The sequence below is a fragment of the Sphingomonas flavida genome (assembly GCF_036663655.1).
Classification (GTDB): domain Bacteria; phylum Pseudomonadota; class Alphaproteobacteria; order Sphingomonadales; family Sphingomonadaceae; genus Sphingomonas.
In genome coordinates, this window is record NZ_JAXOJH010000002.1 from 379,498 (window position 1) to 397,853 (window position 18,356).

The window sequence follows — 18,356 nt, forward strand, 5'->3', positions numbered from 1 at the left end:
AGCTTTCGCGCGCAAATCACGAGCAGGGGTTTCTTGTAATGCATATTGCTGTTTTCGGTCTGGGCTATGTCGGCCTTACGGCGACGGCTTGTCTCGCCAGGGACGGCCACAGGGTGAGCGGTATCGAGGTCAACGAGGCCAAGGTTGCCGAGCTCAATGCGGGCGGATGTCCGATCACCGAACCGGGACTGCACGAACTGCTTCGCAAGGGGCGGGAAGACGGCCTTCTGAGCTATTCGCAGAGCGCGGACGGCGTCATCAACGAATGCGACATCGCCATCGTCTGCGTCGGCACGCCGAGTGGCCCCGACGGATCGCACAACATGACCTATATCAGCGAGGTCAGCCGTCAGATCGCCAACGCCGTCACGTCGAACCGCGCAAATCCCCTGACCGTTGTGTATCGCTCGACGATCCGCCCCGGAACGCTCGATACGCTTATCAGCCCCATCTTCGAGGCCGAGTTGGGCGACCGGCTGAACGACGCCGTCGAGCTGGTCTACAATCCCGAATTCCTGCGTGAAGCGACCGCGATCGAGGATTATTTCCACCCCCCGAAGATCGTCATCGGCACGGTCGACGGCAAGCCCTCGGCCAATATGACGGCGTTGTACCGGGGGATCGACGCGCCCTTGTTCGTGACGCGGTTTCGGGAAGCCGAATTCACCAAGTTCGTCGACAATACGTGGCACGCGGTCAAGGTGACCTTCGCCAACGAAGTCGGGCGCACCGCGGTCAAGCTCGGCATCAGCGCGCGCAAGGTCCACGAAATCTTCGTGTCGGACACCAAGCTGAACATCTCGCCCTATTATACCAGGCCCGGTGGCGCGTTCGGCGGTTCCTGTCTTCCCAAGGATGTACGCGCGCTGCAATATATCGCGGCGGATGTCGGATCGCATACCGCGATGATCGATTCCGTCATCCGGTCGAACGAAAGCCACAAATATTTCCTGTTCGAATATGTGCAGGAACATGTCCGGCCAGGCGGCAAGGTTCTACTCGTCGGGCTGTCGTTCAAGGCGGAAAGCGACGATCTGCGCGAGAGCGCCAATGTCGACCTTGCACGCAAGCTGCTGGAGGCGGGCTACCAGCTTTCGGTCTATGACCCGGTGGTCGTCCCTGCCAAGCTGATCGGGCAGAATCTGGGCTATGCCTATAGCCAGCTTCCGGCCCTCAACAGACTGTTCGTTCCCCGCGATGTTGCGGAAACAGAGGATTGGGATCTCGCCATCGATACGGTCGGGCTGATCGCCGATCTGAACGTCAATGCGCGCCAGCATGTCAGCACCAATCGGCTGCCGTGATGGTCGACGCACTTCCCAAGATCATGGACTGTCTTCCGAGCGACCGGCCATTGCGGGTGGCGTTCGTCTATAGCCGATTGCCCTTTCCCATGATGCGCGGCGACCAACTGACCGTCGCGCATCTCCTCAGTTTCCTTGCCGCAAGGGGGCATCAGGTCGATTTCTACACCCTGGCGAAGCATGGCGAGGTTTCGCCGGTCCAGCGGGACTGGTTGAACAGTGCGTGCCGCCATGTCCGCATTCATTCGCACGGGATCGGTCAGATCGCGTGCGGGCTGATCAAGGGGCTGTTCCACCGCGAGCCCGTGCAGGTGGCCATGTTTCGCAACCGGTCGCTGGCACGGGAAGTGAAGGCGAGGGTGCAGGCGGGCGAGTATGACGTCGTCTACAGCTATTACATCCGTAGTGCGCATGCGGTGCCCCATGCGCTGACCCGTGTCGGTCGACCAGATGATGCGCGTGCGCCGGTTTCGTTCCTGGCGATGCAATTGTCGCAGTCGCTCAATTCCCGGCGCATATTCGAGAATGAGCGTCATGCCTTAAAGCGACTCTTGTATCGCATCGAGACGGCGCTGTGCGAACGCTATGAGGCGCGCGTTTGGCAGCGCTTCAATCGAGCGGTGCTGATCGGTCCCGCCGACGTCGCCAAGGTCGAGGCGGTCTGTACCGCGCAGAAGCAGCGTCCGATCGACAATTGGGTCTATGGCGCACACGGCACCGACCTGACCCGGTATCGCCCGGCGATAGCGGCGGAGGTGGTTGCCGGTCGCGTCGTCTTCTCCGGGTCCATGCTCTATCAGCCCAATGTCCAGGCGGTGCTGTGGTTCGTCGATCATTGCTGGCCGATCGTTCGTGCCGCCGTTCCAGGTGCCACGCTGATCATCCAGGGGCGCGATCCGACGGCGGCCATTCGCGATCTCGACGGTCGCAATGGGATCACCGTCACCGGTACGGTGCAGGACGTGGGGCATTTCATCCGTTCGGCAACCGTCTGCATCAATCCGATGCGTGCAGCCGGCGGCATGCAGAACAAGCTGATCGAATATATGGCTTGTGCCAAGGCGACGGTGGCCACCTCGATCGCGAACGAGGGTATCATGGCGCCGGACGACACGCTGCGCATCGCCGACGATGCCGATGGCTTTGCCGCGGCCGTAATCGCGCTGCTGTGCGATCCGAACCAGGCAATGGCGCTGGGGGCCGCCGCGCGTGCCTATGTCGAGCAGCACTGGACGTGGGAAGCCCATTTCCTCAAGCTCGAACAGGCCTTTTACGACAGCCTGCGCCCTGAAGTGACAGCGGGCGCGCCGATCCTGTCCGGCGCGGGGATCGCGGCTTGATGTCGCAAGCCATGGGGACGGCGTGGGACGGACGTGCGGCCATGTCGGTGGCCGCGCCCGATATGCTGGGGCGCATCGCGCTCGCGGTGGCGCTGGTGCTTTGCTGCCTGCCTTATCTCGTCTTTGGGCCCATCGCCGCGCCATCGCAGGTGCAGCCTTGGGCGGCGCTGCTGTGCTGGGCGTTCCTCGTGCACCGGCTTTTGACCGCGACGTTGCGCGTCACCGGATTCCACCTGCTCGTGCTGTGCTTCGCCTTGTGGTTCATGCTCTATGTTTCCGAACCCGGCTCGGTCGGTCTCGACTATTATCTCCGCCGCTCGGCCAGTTTCGTCATCTGCTGGGCGATCCTGGTCGCCGCCACCTATGTGTCGCCATCCTTGTTGTGGCGGGTGCTGGCGTTCACCTTGCCGTTGTGGACCATGTTCGCGCTGCTGGGATTTGTCAGCAAGGGGGCTTATCTGGCCGTCACGCGCCCGCTGGTTCCGACTGCTAGCGGCATCATTGGAGGACGTGGCGCCACCAGCCTGGCGCCGGAAGCCACCGATTTCGGCTTTACCATGGCGTTCATGCTGTTGCTGACGCTGGTAACGCGCAAGGCGCTGTCGCGCGACGGGGCGGTTGTGCCGGTCTGGCCGGTGGGTCTCGCGCTGTTCAACGTGCTGCTGTCCCAGTCCGGCTCGGGCTTCTTCGCGGTGATGGTGCTGGGCGGGCTATGGTATCTCACCCAGCGCACGGCGGGGCGGGGGCGCCTGTGGCCGCGCTATCTGGTCGTTGGCCTGATGGTCCTGGCCGCATTGTTCCTGATCGGCACCATTCCCGAAACGGGCGTTCGTGGCGTTGACCTGATCTTGCTGACTCTGCGCTCGCCGACGGGCTTGTTGGACACGACATTGTCCTATCGCATCGTTCAGAATGCCGTCGGCATCCTCGGCATGATGGACTCGCACGGGCTTGGCTATGGGGCGGGCGCGTTCCTCAAGCTGGGGGGGGCAATCTATGCGCGGCACGACCTTGGCACCTTCTTCGGACTGACCGGCTATTACGCGACCAGCGTTCCGCTGAGCTTCGACGGATCGCCGCTGGCTTATTTCCCGGTGCTGTTCCTCGAATATGGCCTGATCGGCCTGACATTCGCGGTGCTCCTGTTCCGCACGGTCGCCCTGTCGGGCATATCGTTTCGGCCGCTCTGCCTCGCGATGATGTTCATGACGTGGGTGCAGAGCTTTCCGGCGGCCTATCCGCCCTTCTGGCTGCTGATCGGACTGGCGCTGAACCCCGACTTCTGGATCGCTCCGGTCCGGCAAGGCGGTGTGGCATGAGCGGCGTATCCACCAGCGCGACGGCGCGCTTCGGTTATGTCGCCGGTCTGGACGGGTTGCGGCTGCTCGCCGTCGCGATCGTCATTGTTGCACATTACCAACTGCTGCCGAGTGTTCCGGGCGGATTTGGCGTTTCGATCTTCTTCTTCATCAGCGGTTTCCTGATCTCGCGCCTGTTGTTGGCCGAGGAAAAGACCTATGGTCGGATCGCGCTCGGCCGGTTCTATGTCCGACGGCTCATCCGGCTGTTGCCGCCGCTGCTGTTGATGGGCGTGGTCGCCGTTCCACTGCTCGTGTGGATCGACCCTGTCGGTTTTTCCTGGTCACAACTGCTCCTGTCCTTCGCCTATCTCGGCAATGTCCAGAAGATCGGTGCGCGACTATTGGGATGGGATGCCGGCTATGACGCGCTGGAGCCGCTGTGGAGCCTGGCGGTCGAGGAACATTTCTACCTGCTCCTGCCGCCGGTATTGCTGTTCGTACGCAGGCGGACAAGCCGGATCATCCTGCTGGCGGCGATACTGGGTGGAGCGCTGGCGTTGCGCATGGCCGTCTGGTCGATGGCACCGCAGCAGGCCGACAGCATCAACTACAACTTCACCCTGACCCGCATCGACGCGATCGGCTGGGGCGTATTGTTGACGCTGTTGCTCGATGCTGGTGTGCTGCGCGTTTCCTGCTTCGAACGACGTGCTTACTGGCTGCTGTGGGGCGGATCGGCCGCCATGATCGCGTCTTTGGTCCACTGGGCCAATTGGTATGAGGTCGCGTTCAAATATACGCCGCAGAGTGTCGCGATCGGCGTGGCTTTCTGCGGGCTGATCTTCCCTGAGCGAACGCTATGGGTGCGTCGGATCGCCGAATGGTCGACCGTCCGCTACCTCGGACGGATCAGCTACGAGCTCTATCTCTGGCATTTTTCGATCTATTTCATCGTGGGGCATTTTCTTCCCGCGCCCTATCCACGGGCTCTCCTGTCCCTGGTCCTCACCGCAGCCGTTTCGGCATTGGCCTATTCGGTCACGACGCAGCGACTGGGCCCTCTTAGGAAACGTTATGGTAGTCATCCCGTTTGATGCCGGGCGGCGGCAATCGCCCGGCATCGCCGCCCTTGCTCGCGCTGTCGCGTCGGCGCTTCCGCTGGGATGCGGCGCGGTGCTGGCGCTGTTGAGCGGCTGCGCCCGGCCCGACATGCCCCGCGACGGTGCGGCCTATCGGGTGATCCCGGTCGTCGCGCCGGAAGCCGGGCGGGAATATGTGCTCGGCGCTGCCGATGTCATCAGCCTGACGGTGCTCAACGAACCCGATCTGAGCTTGAAGGAGGTGCAGATCACCAGCGGCGGCAACATCTCGTTGCCGCTGATTGGGCAGGTTAAGGCCAGTGGCCTGACGACCGACGGACTCGCTCATGCGATTGCCCGCCGGCTGGGACAGCACATGCTGATCAATCCCGATGTGGCCGTCAACCTGTCGACCGCCGCGTCGCTGAAGCTGGTTGTCGAGGGCGCCGTCAACAAGCCGGGCATCTACCCGTTGCAGGGCAAGACCAGCCTCTTGGGCGCGATCGCGATGGCCGAGGGAACGACGCGCGTATCGGCATTGGGAGAGGTCGTCATATTGCGCACCATCGACGGCCAGCCGATGGGCGCAGTGTTCGATGTGGGGAAGATCCGCCGGGGCAAGATGCCTGACCCGGAAATGCAGCCCGGCGACACGGTGGTGGTCGGTTTTTCCGCGCTCAAGGCGGCGTGGCGCGATGTGTTGAGCACCGCGCCGCTGGTCGCCGTTTTTCGGCCCTATCGATAAGCGCGGCACGGCCACGCGCCTGTGCCGATCGCACCCTGATCGGATCTGTCATTGATGCCCACATTCTCAAAGGCTACTCCAGTAACTGCGGCCGGCAGCGATGCGGCCGTGGAAGAATCCTGGCTCTTCTCCGGCACGCAGATCGACCTGGAGGGCGTGCGGCTCGCGCTGATGCGCAATCGCTGGTTCGTCTTGGCCATCTGCTGCGCAGGGCTTTTGCTGGGGTTGAGCGTGACATTGCTCACCACGCCGACCTATCGCGCCGAAGCCAGCCTGCAAATTGACCAGCAGGCGTCGCGCGTGCTCGACGCGCCCGATGTCGAACCCGTGCAGGCGGTGCAGGACGCAGACCGCTTCCTCCAGACCCAGACCGAAATCCTGGGCAGCCGCACGCTGGCGATCCGCGTTGCCGAGACGCTGGGTCTGTTCAAGAATAGAGCGTTTCTCGACGCCATGCGCGTCAAATGGGATGACCGCGCCCCGGGGCGGGGGGATGCCGACGCTGCGCTGCGCGAACGGGTCTTGGCGACCTTGCGCGAGCATCTGAACGTGACGCTGCCCGATGGGTCCCGCATCGCCAGGGTGACGTTCGACAGCCCCGATCCCGCCCTGGCCGCAAGGATCGCCAACGCCTTTGCCGATGCGATGATCGCCAGCAACCTGTCCCGCCGGTTCGACACATCAGGCTATGCCCGGCAATTCCTGCGCGAGCAGCTTCAGCAGGCGAAGGAGCGTCTGGAGGAATCCGAGCGGAGCATGGTGGCCTATGCTCGATCGACCGGCATCATTGATACCGACGCGATCAAATCGGCGAACCAGCAGACGAACGGCACCCCGTCGCTCGTCGGGGCGAGCCTAGTCGAGGCCAACAACGCCTTGTCGCAGGCACGGGCAAGGCGGATCGATGCGGAACAGTTTTGGCGTAACACCCAGGCGGCTCCGGTGATGAGCCTGCCCGACGTGCTCTCCAATCCTGTCATGCAGACGATGATGGAACGGCGCGCCGAACTGGATGCGAGCTATGCCGAGCAGAGTCAGCGCCGGCAGAGTGATCACCCCGACCTGATCCGCCTTCGGGGCCAGATCGCCGCGCTCGACCAGCGACTGGCAAGGCTTGCGGGGAACATCCGTGACTCGATCCGCAACCGCTTCCTGACCGCCGAATTGCAGGAACGGCAGATGCAGGCGGAAGTCGATCGGCTGAAAGGTGCGACGTTGACCGAACAGGATCGGTCGATCCGCTACACGATCCTGCGGCGCGAGGTGCGCACCAACCGCGAACTCTATGACGGCCTGCTCCAGCGGTTCCGACAGGTAAGCACGGCGGCGGGCGTATCGTCCAACAACATCGCCATTGTCGACCCTGCATCGGTGCCCGAACGGCCGGTCGTGCCGCAACTGGGCGTCAATCTGGGGTTGGCGCTGTTGGGATCGCTGATCGTCGCGCTGGGCTTTGTCTATCTACGTGAGAATCTGGATGATGCCGTGGGTTCCGTCGAGCAAACAGAACGCAAGCTCGGCGTCACCGGTTTGGGCATGGTACCGCGACTGGAGGCTGGGCTGGTGTTCCGTGAGGAACTGGAAAAGCCCAATTCGGCCCTGACCGAAGCGATCCACACGATCCGCTCGACGGTCGAGTTGTCGGACAGTGCCGGACCCCCACGGACGACCTTTGTCACCAGTTGCGGCAAGAGCGAGGGCAAGACCAGCATCACCTATGCCTTGGCACGGGACTTCGCGCAGACCGGTCGTCGGGTGCTGCTGGTCGATGCCGATATGCGCCGCCCTTCGATGCACAAGCTCTTCGGGCTGGAAAACCGGAATGGACTGGTCGACCTGCTCCGGCGCGATGCGGAGATCGCCGATGTCGTGCACTCCACGACGATTCCCAATCTCGCGTTCATCGCCACCGGCGGATCAGCGGCCAACCCGGCCGAGTTGCTTGCGCTGGGCACGCTGCCCTGGCTGATGGGCCAGTTTGAGGAGCGGTACGACCTGGTGCTGCTCGATGGTCCGCCCGTGCTGGGGCTTGCCGATGCGCCCAGCATCGCCGCCCATGTCGATGCCACGCTATTCGTCGTGGATAGCAGCAAGGCCAATCGCCGCACCATCCGCGCCGCGCTGCGCCGCCTGCATCTGAGCCGCGCGGTCCTGCGGGGCATCATCCTCAATCGGGTCGAGGTGCAGGCGTTCGGCTATGGCTATGCCTATTATAATTACAGTCATGACGACGCCCCTCGAAAGCGTTCTTGGTGGCGTCGATGATGCGATCGCCCCCAGCCTCTCGCGCCGATCCGTTGCGCGTGGCGATCATGCTGACGGTATTGGCGGGGGCGGTGCTGATCCTCGTTCGGATCATGGGCTTGCTGTCCGATCGCACGGACCCGGGGCAGCGGCTGGCGGTCTCGCTCTATGACCAGGCGGCGCTGCGGGACCTTGCGCTCGCCGAACGCGCGACCGGGCACGGGGACTCGGCCGACGCGCTGGCCGAACTGAGCGGGAAGCTGGGCTGGCGAGACGGGGAGACGCAGCGACTATTGATCGATGCGGCGATCCGACGCGGCGACGATGGAGACGCGATGCGCCATGTCGATGCGCTGCTGCGACGCAGGCCCGCGCTCGAACCCGCCTTGCTGCCAGCGCTGCATGCGGCCGCGGTGGACGGCCCCGGGCGAACCGCCCTGCTGCAGCGTCTGATGGCCCGGCCGGCATGGCGCACCGCGTTCTTCCAGCGGATCGACGGCATCCCGCCTGCTTTGCGCGACGCGCACGAGGCCTTGCTCGAGCTGTTGGCACGGCAGGGACAACTCGACCGGAAAGGCGAACTGGTGTCCTATGTCCAGGCGCTTGCCGCGACAGGAGAGGCGGCGCGCGCGCGCAATCTTTGGCTGCGGTTGACCGCGGCGGAGCAAGGGGCGGTGCTCGATCCGGATTTCCAACGGCTCCGTCTGGACAGAACGGCGGACCGGATCGCGCCGTTCGAATGGACGACGCGGCGCCAGCCGGGCGCGGACATGCAACTGGTTTCGCGGGCGGGGGGGCGTTCACTCATTGTCGGTGTCGACCGATCGGCTTTCGGCGCGCTGCTGCTTCAACAACTGGTGCTTGGGCCGCGGCGATATCGGTTGATGACTGTCACCCCATCCTATCAGGCGATGGGACTTGGCGTGCTCCGCTGGACACTGCGGTGCCTGCCCGGCGGCACGATGGTCGCCATGGCGGGGGCACCGGAGACGTTTGGCTGGCGCGAGGATTTCGCGGTGCCGGTGGACGGCTGCACGACGCAGATCCTGGCGCTGGAAGCGCGGCGTGCCGATGGTCCGTCATACAGCGAGGCACGCTTCGACCGTGTCACGATCATGCCGGTCGGGGAGGAGGGTCGGTGACGTTCCACGACCGTTCGGCCGGTAGCGGTCGACTCGTCCTGCGCGCGGCGGTGATCCTAGTGGTCGCGTTCGTGCTCGGTGGTGGAGGCAGCGGCCATCCGGTTGCGGAACTGCTCATCGAGGCGGTGGCCCTGACCATACTGGCATCGCTCGTGCTGCGGCCGTTGCCGTCGCGTTCGCCGGGGGCTGTCATGCCCCTGGTACTGCTGCTGCTCGTCGCGGTGCTGATCGTCGCACAACTCGTGCCTTTGCCGCCCGGTTGGTGGCGCGCTCTGCCGGGGCGGTCGCTGGCCGCCGTCATCGCCGATCACGTGGGATTGGGAGATAGCGCCTATCCGATCAGCCTTGATCCCGCTGCGACGCGACGATCGTTGGTCGCGTTGTTGCCCTCCGCTGCGATGCTGACGCTGGTCATCCATATGGACCTGCGCCAGCGGACCCTGCTCGCCTGCACCGTGATTGGCTGTGCGCTGGCCAGTCTGATGCTGGCCGTGGTGCAGCTTGCGACGGCAGGGGCATGGGGGACCATCTATCCCGAAGGGCATGTCGGCTATGCCACCGGCCTGTTCGCCAATCGCAATCATCAGGCGGCGTTCCTGCTGGTCGCGACCGCTCTGACCGGCGCATTGCCACAATCGCGTTCGATGGGGGCCTTTCTGCTGCTATCGCTGGCGGTGGCGCTTGGGGCGGGGGTGATCGCCACCACGTCGCGCGCCGGATTCGTGTTGCTGCCGATCGCGCTGTTGCCGGTGTTACTGGGCCAGTGGCGCGTCCGCTGGTGGTGGATGGCGCCGCTATGGTGCCTGGCAGTGACCGCCGCGGTATCGCTCGCACGGCATAATACGGTCATCGCGCTGGTGGTCGAGCGCTTGCACAGCGGCAATCTCGAGCGTTTCCGCTTCTGGGGCGATAGCTGGACGGCGATCACGCGCTTTTGGCCGGTCGGGTCTGGCTTTGGCACATTCGAGACCATTTTTCGGTCGGTCGAGCCGCTTGATCATGTGGGTCCGCATTACGTCAATCACGCGCATAATGAATATCTCGAACTGATGCTCGAGGGCGGTTTGCCAGCCATGCTGCTGCTGCTGCTTGCCGTTGTCTGGGCGATCAGGCGCTGCGTCGCCATTCCCCGGCTTGGCCGGGATGCCAGGCGGCTAGCCTGGGCTTCGGCAGCCGGATTGCTGGCGCTGCTGCTCCATTCGCTGGTCGATTATCCGACGCGGATTCTCGCGATCCAGTTGCTGGCCGCGATGCTGGCCGGCTTCCTTACCGAGCCTGCGCCGTCACTGTCCATGATCGGCCAGTCCATCCCTCGGCTTCGGGCGAGCTTCCTTCCATCGATCGACAAGGCCGGTATCCGATGATCTCTCACCCGATGGCGCATGCGCTGCGTCGTATTCCCTTGCCCGTGCTGGCGCACCAACTGCGCCGCAAGCTGCGCGATCATGTCGTGCCCGTGGCGCCCCGCCATTATGCCCGTCGGCTCGCGCGATGGACCCATGCCACGCCGGAATTGCCACAACCATGCGTGTTGGATGCAGGCCTCGCCGACCTGATCGGTCGCTACTATCGGGTCGATGCCGCAGCTCGCGCCGAAGCGGCGCGCGGCACCTTTCGGCTGATGGGGCGGCAGGTCGATTTCGGCGGCATGACCGACATCGACTGGCGGTACTGCCTGCCCGAGGAGAAGGATCATCATCTCTGGCGCATGAAGCTGTGCCAGCTCGAAGTGATGCATTCTCTACTGGCGGAGGGCGATGCCGACGACGCGCAGACCGCGCTTACCCTGCTCGACGCATTTGAACGGGCGACGGGGTTCGATCTTCCGGCACCGTTCCAGACGATCTGGTCGCCCTATGGCGCATCGCACCGCATTCTGGCCCTATTGAGCGGCCTCGCCTTGGCACAAGCGCGGGGCAAGAGCGATCCGCAGCTCCATGACCGGGTCGCCGGGCTGCTGCGCCGCGACGCGGCATTCGTCCGCGCCAATGTCGAACATGATCTGCGCAACAACCATACCGAGCGCAACCTGGCGGCACTGTGTCTCTATGGCATGGCATGCGGCGGCTATGGCGGGGCGGCAAACCGGCGTCTCGATCGCGAGGTCGCGGCGATCATTGCCCAGACCATTTTGCCCGACGGCATGCAGATCGAACGATCGGCGATGTATCAGGGACTGAGCGTGATGGCGTTGCGCATTTTTGCGGCGACGCCTTTTCTGCAAGCGGAAACAAGGGCTTTAGCGCGAGATCGTGGCGACGCGGCGGCTCGCGCCTGGGCGTTGCTTTCGCATCGGGATGGGCAGATCGCGCTGTTCAACGACGCGTGGATGGGCGAGGTGCCGCCGGTGGCGAGCGTGCTGGCCGACGTTTTGCGAACGGATGGCAGTTCGTCGTTACCCGATGCGGGCTATGCGCACCTTGCCCATGGTGTGATCGATGTGTGGATGGATGCCGGGGCGATCGGGCCAGTGTGGAACCCGGGGCATGGTCATGCCGATTTCCTTGCGCTCGAACTGGATGTCGCGGGGGAGCGCCTGTTCGTCGATCCGGGTACGTCGCAATATTCGACCGGTCCGCGCCGTACCCATGAGCGGTCGGCCGCCAGCCATAATGGTCCTTGTTTCGACGGAGCTGAACCCGTCGACTATCTGGGCTGTTTCAAGGTCGGTCGCCTCGCCGCGGCGCGGCCGCTCGACCGGCGCGAACTGGCGGGTCTGCCCGATCACACGATCGGCGGCGTATTGCGGACCGGGGCAGGCAAGGTCCGTCGGCTGGTCACGCCATTGCCAGACGGTGCGCTGCTGATTGCAGACGGTTGGTCGTCCGGACCTGCCCCGACCCGATCACGGTTCCTCATTCCCGCCGATTGGCAGATCATGATGGAGAACGCCTCGCTATTTCGTCTGTGCAAAGGCGCGACCGTGGTCTGGCTGGATATTCTGGAGGGAGCGGCCGTACTCACGCGGCCGGATCATTGGTCCCGCCACTATATGACGCTTGAGCGGGCGCACGTGCTGGACATCCTGCCGGTAAGCCATGACGATTGGCGGTTCGGCATCATGCGGCTTCGCACCACGCCGTCTGCTTCGGCAGAACGGATCGAGACGCTGCAACTGCTACGCGAACGGGTGCGTGAGGGGCTATGACCATCAACGCTGCTTTCGCATGGACATCGCTCAAACTGTGGATCGAGCGCGCCGTCGGGATTGCGCCGGATGCCCTTCATGCCTTTGTCGGCGTGCTGCTGCTCATGCTGTTCCATCTGCTCGTGCGGCGGCCGTCGCTGGGCTGGCCGTGGTTCTGTGTGCTGATCTTTGAACTGATCAACGAAGCGCTCGACATGTCTCGTCCGGCCGGAGCGACGGAAAGCGATATGGCTGCGTCGCTGCATGACCTGTGCATCACTCTGTTTCTGCCGAGCGTCCTGTCGCTGCTTTGGCCGCTACTGGTGCGGGCCAGTCTGGGCGAACCGGTGGAACGCCCGCTGCCCTCCGCCAAGGCGGATCGAGAGGAGGGGGCGTGATGAGGCTGGCCGCGACCTTCATCCTTCACGCGTTCCAGATCGGCTATCCGGCGTTCATCACTTGGCTGGCCGCGGCGATGGCCAGCCAGGCGACCGGGTCGGAAGTCGTCTTCTATCTCGGGCTGGGATCGCTGATCCTGGTCGGGCTGGAATATGGCTTTCGCTATTCGGGCGCGCGGGAAATATCGCTGGCGCTGGGCGATGCCCCGCGCATCGCGGCACTGATCGCCGCCATCCTGCTGATCCAGACGGTGCTGCTGCTGGTCACGCTGCTGGTCGCCGGAGGGGTGATGAGCATTTCCGTGCCGGCGATCGGCGTTGGCCCGGCAATGTGCGTGCTGGTGTTCATGATCATGAACGGCATCATCCCGACCTGGATATTTATCGCACTGTCCTTGCAGAAGGAGTTTCTGCTCTACACCGCGCCGGTGCGGCTGATCGGCCTCGCCGCCGCGGTGACGGCGGGGCATTTCCATAGTCTGGACGGCCTGTTTCTGTCGCAATGCGTCGCCATGTTCGCAATCCACGTCGCCGGGCTGACGCTCTTGTGGCGCAAGGGCTATCTGGAGCGTGTATTGCCGCTTCGCCTCGCCACCGCGCTGCTGCGCGACGGGCGCGACGTTTTCGTGATGAAGCTGGGCGTGTTCTCCTACACCAGCGCCGGCGTGCTGGTCCTGGGGATCGTCCAGTCCCCCGAAATGGTCGGCGCGTTCGGGCTTTGCCAGCGGCTGGTGACGGCGTTGCAGCAGGCGTCGGCGCCGTTGTTCATGTCGGCCTATCCCTTAAGCGTTCGCCATGTGGCGGGAGAAAAGGGGCTGGCGAACAGCCTTTTGCGGTTGAACGGCGGGGCGCTGCTGTCCTCCCTGGCGATGAGCCTGGGGATCGCGATCGGCGGTACGTCGCTGTTGCGGTTGATCCAGCTCGACCATTATGCCGGTATTCTCGACTGCATCCGCATCATGGCACCCTTGCCCATGTTGCTGGGAATATCGACCTTCCTCGTCAACAATGCCGTCCTGGCCGCCAAGCGCGATGACATCGTTCGCACGGTCACGCTGGTGTGCGGCGGCATCGGCATTCCTGCCTATTTCATGATGTCGCAACATTATGGCCTGATCGGCACGGCAATCACGCTGACCGCGATCGAGGGCTGCGTGGCGCTGACCTATTCGATCATCTGCCTGCGGGCGGGTCTCCTTCCCCCCTTGCTTTACTGGAGGTGCCGCCATGAAAATTAGCGTCGTGACGCCGACCCTCGCGCTGGATGATTTCCTGACCGAAGCCCGGCAATCCGTCGCGCGGCAGGATTGCGATTGCGAGATCGAGCATCTGATTGCCGTCGATGACCGCCATGTCGTGCTTCCCCCCGACGAGATCACGGGGCGGTTGATGACCCGCTTTGTCTACAATCGGCGGGGGAAGGGCCCCGGCGGCGCGCGGAACAGCGCGCTGGATCATGCGACCGGTGCGATCATATTCTTCCTCGACGCCGATGATCTATGGCCCGTCGACTATATCCGGCGTGTCGTTGCGGTTTATGCGGCTCATTCTGCGGTCGATTGCGTCTCGGTCGCGGGTCTGAGCTTCGGCGAGGCAATCGAACGGCCAAAGCTGACCATCCCCGCGCTGCCAAGCGGGATCATTCCCCGTACGACGATGGCATGGAACCCGATCGGTGGGCCCAGTGGGTTCAGTTATCGCCGCAATGCCGCGACCGGATCGGTCCGCTTCCAGGACGCGATCTACTTCCAGGATATTCTCTTCTATCTCGACCTGTTGCGGCAGGGGAGCGTCTTCTGGCGCGAAACGGGCGTATATTACTGGTACAGGCGTTCACCGGGGCAACTGATCTCCACCATCGCCATCGACAAGGTGCGCGCGTCGAGGATCCTGGTCGAGCAGTCGATCGCAAGGTGGTGCAACGCCGGCCTGACGCGGTGGGAGGCGGGAGTGGCCCATGTCCAGATCCAGCGCCTGAGCGCCAATCGCGAACGCCGCCGGGACTGGCGCAATACGTTGCTTCTGGTGGCGATGGCACCGGGCTGGGCCATCGCACAAGTTCGACGGCAGGCGCAGAATCGGCGTCTGGCCCAATGTCAATTGCGGGGGGCGTTGACCATGCCCGGCCGACATGCGGCATCCAGACCGGTCGGGTCGACTCCTTGCCACGGCAAGCAGCAGGACACGATCGACCAACGAGATTAGCGCCGCTGCCGATCCTATAGCGTGACGTCCACCCCCTTTTTTGCCCGATATGAGCGTGAGTTTTCTGGCGCCCTGAAGCTTGCTGGCAAGGAACTGAGACACGAATGAAGGAAGAGCAGATCGCCTTTGCGCTGAAGCAGCGTGAGGAGGAGAACCGCAAGCTGAAACAGCTGGTCGCTGACCTGAGTGTCGACAAGGCATCAAGTATGAGCAGGTTGCCGCCGCGATGACGCGGACCTCGTCATTCGGCAGCGCATCCGGGACCATTCACGTGAACACTGGTCTAGAATTCATCTTGAGGGCGCTCTACCGCTGGGCATATGAGAACGGCGTCACGCTGGACTCCAGTTGGCCGAGCAAACCAACGGACAATGCCTTTGTTGAGTCGTTCAACGGCCGTCTGCGTGACGAGTGGCTGAACCCCCACGGTTTCCTGTCGCTCGCAGACGCCGCGGCCAAAATCGCCGCCGAATGAACGCCGGATGCTCGCCTTCGGACTGGGTGATAGATCGGGGGGGGCTCAAGGCGATCATGCACTGACGATCACGCTAATCGACCCTATGAGGACGAAGGGCCTTTATGAACAAGGATGGGTGAAGCGTCCATCAGGACGAGAAGCCGAGCAAATCGGCCAATCTGCCGAATGCTGGTGACCCCTACGAGAATCGAACTCGTGTTTTCGCCGTGAGAGGGCGACGTCCTAACCGCTAGACGAAGGGGCCGTTTGCAGTGGAGGCGCGCAATTAGCGGGGGTGGGGTTGGGCGTCAAGCGGTTCCCGGCCGAATTATACCGAAATGTGAAAAGCGCGGGGCGACGGTCTCTGCCGCCCCGCGCTTTTCATGTCGATCAGGCGGCGTCCTTGCGGCGCTCCGCCATTTCCTCGTTCAGCATCTCGGCCAGCAGGAAGGCCAGTTCCAGGCTCTGGCCCGCATTCAGGCGCGGGTCGCAATGCGTATGGTAACGATCGGCCAGCGACTGTTCGGTCACGTCGATCGCGCCGCCGGTGCATTCGGTGACGTTCTGGCCGGTCATCTCGGCATGGATGCCGCCCGCATGGGTGCCCTCGGCACGGTGGACGGCGAAGAAGCCACGCACCTCGGCCAGGATGCGGTCGAAGGGGCGCGTCTTGTAACCGGTCGCCGCCTTGATCGTGTTGCCGTGCATCGGATCGCACGACCAGACGACCGGATGGCCCTCACGCGTGACGGCGCGGACGAGCTTGGGCAGATGCGCCTCGATCTTGTCATGGCCGTAACGGGTGATCAGCGTCATGCGCCCCGGCACGCGACCGGGGTTCAGCGTGTCGAGCATCCGCAGCAGCGCTTCGGGCTCCAGGCTGGGGCCGCACTTCACGCCGATCGGGTTGCCGATGCCGCGCAGGAACTCGACATGCGACGACCCCTCGAAACGGGTGCGGTCGCCGATCCACAGGAAATGAGCCGAGGTGTCGTACCAGTCGCCGGTCAGCGAATCCTGCCGGGTCAGCGCCTGCTCATAGGGGAGCAGCAGCGCCTCGTGGCTGGTGTAGAAGCTGGTCTGCGCCAGTTGCGGCACCGAAGCCGGGTCGATGCCGCACGCCGCCATGAAGTCGAGCGCCTCACCGATGCGGTCGGCCATCTCGCTATATTTCTGCGCCCAGGGGCTGCGGCCCATGAAGTCGTGGGTCCAGCGGTGTACCTGGTGCAGGTTCGCATAGCCGCCCTGCGCAAAGGCCCGCAGCAGGTTCAACGTGGCGGCCGATTGCGCGTAAGAGCGCAGCATCCGCTGGGGATCGGGAATGCGCGCCTCGGGGGTGAAGGCGATGTCGTTGACATTGTCACCACGATAGCTGGGCAGTTCGACGCCGCCGACGACCTCGGTATCGGCCGAGCGCGGCTTGGCGAACTGGCCCGCCATGCGGCCCAGCTTCACCACCGGCAGCTTGGAGGCGAAGGTCAGGACGACCGCCATCTGCAGGATGACGCGGAAGGTGTCGCGGATGTTGTTGGCGCTATGCTCGGCAAAGCTCTCCGCGCAGTCACCGCCCTGGAGCAGGAAACCCCGGCCCGCGGCCACCTCGGCCAGCTCGGCGGTCAGGCTGCGCGCCTCGCCCGCAAAGACCAGCGGCGGATAGGTCGCGAGCGTCTTGGTCGCGGCGTCCAGCGCATTCTGGTCGGGATAGCGGGGAAGCTGGCGCGCTTCGGCGTTGGTCCAGCTTTCGGGGGCCCAGTTCGCGGCCATGATCGTCCTGCTCTTTCGTCTTCTTGGTATGAGGGATCGCCCATGCGCCGAATCCGGCCCATACGCAACGAAGTTGGCGTTTGGGGCCCCCAAGTCACGCCCTTTGTTGCGCCTGATACGAGTTTGCGCCCAGCCGTGGCGGATTGCGGCGGCCCGCTTTGCGGATCACCGAGAGAAGGATTAGCAGGGGGCACCATGTCGCGTAGCTCCATCCTGTCGTCGGCGGTCGTCGCCCTGTCCGCCCTGCTGCTGTCGGTGCCGGATCGGGCGCCTGCCGCGCCCCTGGTGTCGATCGCGAAATCCGACGACACCGCGCTGTTCGGGGCGATGCGCGATGCCGATCTGCGGCTGGGCGCGATCGCGTGGCGGCTGGCGACGGCCAATGCCGCCATCTGTCCCGACCGTGCGCCGACCCCGGGCCTGCTGATCCATGCGATCGACCAATATGATCCGGCGGTGCGCCGCGACCTGCCCGCGATCTTCGGCTTTGAAGGGCCCGTCGCGGTCGAGGCGGTGGTGCCGGGCAGCGCTGCGGCCAGGGCGGGCATCCTCGCCAACGACACGATCGCGGCGATCGACGGAAAGCCGCTGCTCCCCAATCCAGCGGGTGTCGCACAGGCGAACACGGCGACCCGCGACGGGGCACAGCGCCAGCTGGCGGCAGAGCCCGCCGACCGGCCGCTGCGACTGACCATCATCCGCCAGGGGCAGAAGCGGGAGGTGACGGTGGCCGCGCAGCCGGGATGCCGGTCGCGTTTCGAGATGCTGATGGGGCCGGGCCTGACCGCCTCGGCGGACGGCGATATCGTGCAGATCGGTTCGCGCTTCTTCGAGAGGTTCGACGACCGGATGATCGCGGTCGTCGTCGCGCACGAATTCTCGCACAATATCCTGCATCACCGCGACCGTCTGGATGCGGCGGGGGTGAAGCGGGGCATCCTTTCCGAGTTCGGGCGCAACGGGCGGATGTTTCGCCAGACCGAGACCGAGGCGGATCGGCTGGGCGTCGTCCTGATGCGCAACGCGGGTTACGATCCGCAGGATGCGGTGCGCTTCTGGCGCGAGCATGGCGGCGAGGTCGATGGCGGTATCTTCCGCAGCCGGACCCATCCGTCCTCGTCGGCGCGCGCCGAGCTGGTGGCGGCGGAGATCGCCGCGATCCCTCCGGGTGCGCCGACGCCTTATCGCCCGCCGTTGCTCGACCAGTCGGGTAAAGCGCTCGATTGATCCGCGTGCGCGCCAAGCGCCTG

The 18,356-nt window shown here is 64.4% G+C and carries 15 protein-coding genes, 1 tRNA gene and 1 pseudogene; 15 read left to right on the top strand and 2 right to left on the bottom strand.

What is annotated here, in order from left to right:
- Positions 1–38 precede the first annotated feature (38 nt).
- The 14 genes and pseudogenes from U1703_RS03955 to U1703_RS04020 form a co-directional block, all read left to right on the top strand.
- Positions 39–1,304, top strand: coding sequence for a nucleotide sugar dehydrogenase (locus U1703_RS03955; protein ID WP_320452548.1), 1,266 nt, complete (start codon positions 39–41; stop codon positions 1,302–1,304).
- The gene (locus tag U1703_RS03960; RefSeq protein ID WP_332784663.1) at positions 1,304–2,644 is read left to right on the top strand and encodes a glycosyltransferase; all 1,341 of its coding nucleotides are present in this window, start codon (positions 1,304–1,306) and stop codon (positions 2,642–2,644) included. The genes U1703_RS03955 and U1703_RS03960 overlap by 1 nt, the downstream gene beginning before the upstream one ends.
- Complete coding sequence (locus tag U1703_RS03965; protein ID WP_332784664.1) at positions 2,644–3,963, top strand: hypothetical protein; 1,320 nt, start codon at positions 2,644–2,646, stop codon at positions 3,961–3,963. The genes U1703_RS03960 and U1703_RS03965 overlap by 1 nt, the downstream gene beginning before the upstream one ends.
- A complete protein-coding gene (locus U1703_RS03970) occupies positions 3,960–5,039 on the top strand; it encodes an acyltransferase family protein (RefSeq protein ID WP_332784665.1) in 1,080 nt (359 codons plus the stop codon). The genes U1703_RS03965 and U1703_RS03970 overlap by 4 nt, the downstream gene beginning before the upstream one ends.
- Positions 5,040–5,118: 79 nt before the next feature.
- Complete coding sequence (locus U1703_RS03975) at positions 5,119–5,769, top strand: polysaccharide biosynthesis/export family protein (protein ID WP_332784666.1); 651 nt, start codon at positions 5,119–5,121, stop codon at positions 5,767–5,769.
- A gap of 108 nt (positions 5,770–5,877) precedes the next feature.
- A complete protein-coding gene (locus U1703_RS03980; protein WP_332784667.1) occupies positions 5,878–8,034 on the top strand; it encodes a GumC family protein in 2,157 nt (718 codons plus the stop codon).
- Entirely contained in the window at positions 8,031–9,155 is a 1,125-nt protein-coding gene (locus tag U1703_RS03985; RefSeq protein WP_332784668.1) for a hypothetical protein, read from the top strand. Before U1703_RS03980 ends, U1703_RS03985 begins: the two co-directional genes overlap by 4 nt.
- Positions 9,152–10,519: an O-antigen ligase family protein gene (locus U1703_RS03990; protein ID WP_332784669.1), complete on the top strand. Its 1,368-nt coding sequence runs from the start codon at positions 9,152–9,154 to the stop codon at positions 10,517–10,519. Before U1703_RS03985 ends, U1703_RS03990 begins: the two co-directional genes overlap by 4 nt.
- A complete protein-coding gene (locus tag U1703_RS03995; protein WP_332784670.1) occupies positions 10,516–12,303 on the top strand; it encodes a heparinase II/III domain-containing protein in 1,788 nt (595 codons plus the stop codon). Before U1703_RS03990 ends, U1703_RS03995 begins: the two co-directional genes overlap by 4 nt.
- A complete protein-coding gene (locus U1703_RS04000) occupies positions 12,300–12,680 on the top strand; it encodes a hypothetical protein (protein WP_320452539.1) in 381 nt (126 codons plus the stop codon). The genes U1703_RS03995 and U1703_RS04000 overlap by 4 nt, the downstream gene beginning before the upstream one ends.
- Complete coding sequence (locus tag U1703_RS04005) at positions 12,680–13,918, top strand: lipopolysaccharide biosynthesis protein (protein WP_332784671.1); 1,239 nt, start codon at positions 12,680–12,682, stop codon at positions 13,916–13,918. Before U1703_RS04000 ends, U1703_RS04005 begins: the two co-directional genes overlap by 1 nt.
- A gap of 4 nt (positions 13,919–13,922) precedes the next feature.
- Positions 13,923–14,885 (top strand): glycosyltransferase family 2 protein, encoded by a 963-nt coding sequence (locus U1703_RS04010; protein WP_332784672.1) that lies wholly within the window; start codon positions 13,923–13,925, stop codon positions 14,883–14,885.
- 104 nt (positions 14,886–14,989) lie between these two features.
- The gene (locus U1703_RS04015; RefSeq protein WP_332784673.1) at positions 14,990–15,115 is read left to right on the top strand and encodes a hypothetical protein; all 126 of its coding nucleotides are present in this window, start codon (positions 14,990–14,992) and stop codon (positions 15,113–15,115) included.
- Between the two features lie 32 nt (positions 15,116–15,147).
- A pseudogene (locus tag U1703_RS04020) lies at positions 15,148–15,348 on the top strand (integrase core domain-containing protein); the annotation flags it as partial.
- 184 nt (positions 15,349–15,532) lie between these two features.
- On the opposite strand, the gene U1703_RS04025 reads toward U1703_RS04020, so the two are convergent.
- Positions 15,533–15,607: transfer RNA gene (locus U1703_RS04025), tRNA-Glu, on the bottom strand.
- A 125-nt stretch (positions 15,608–15,732) separates the two neighbouring features.
- The gene (locus tag U1703_RS04030) at positions 15,733–17,106 is read right to left on the bottom strand and encodes a class II 3-deoxy-7-phosphoheptulonate synthase (protein ID WP_320452535.1); all 1,374 of its coding nucleotides are present in this window, start codon (positions 17,104–17,106) and stop codon (positions 15,733–15,735) included.
- A gap of 195 nt (positions 17,107–17,301) precedes the next feature.
- On the opposite strand from U1703_RS04030, the gene U1703_RS04035 reads away from it, so the two are divergent.
- The gene (locus tag U1703_RS04035; protein ID WP_332784674.1) at positions 17,302–18,333 is read left to right on the top strand and encodes a M48 family metalloprotease; all 1,032 of its coding nucleotides are present in this window, start codon (positions 17,302–17,304) and stop codon (positions 18,331–18,333) included.
- Positions 18,334–18,356: the final 23 nt, after the last annotated feature.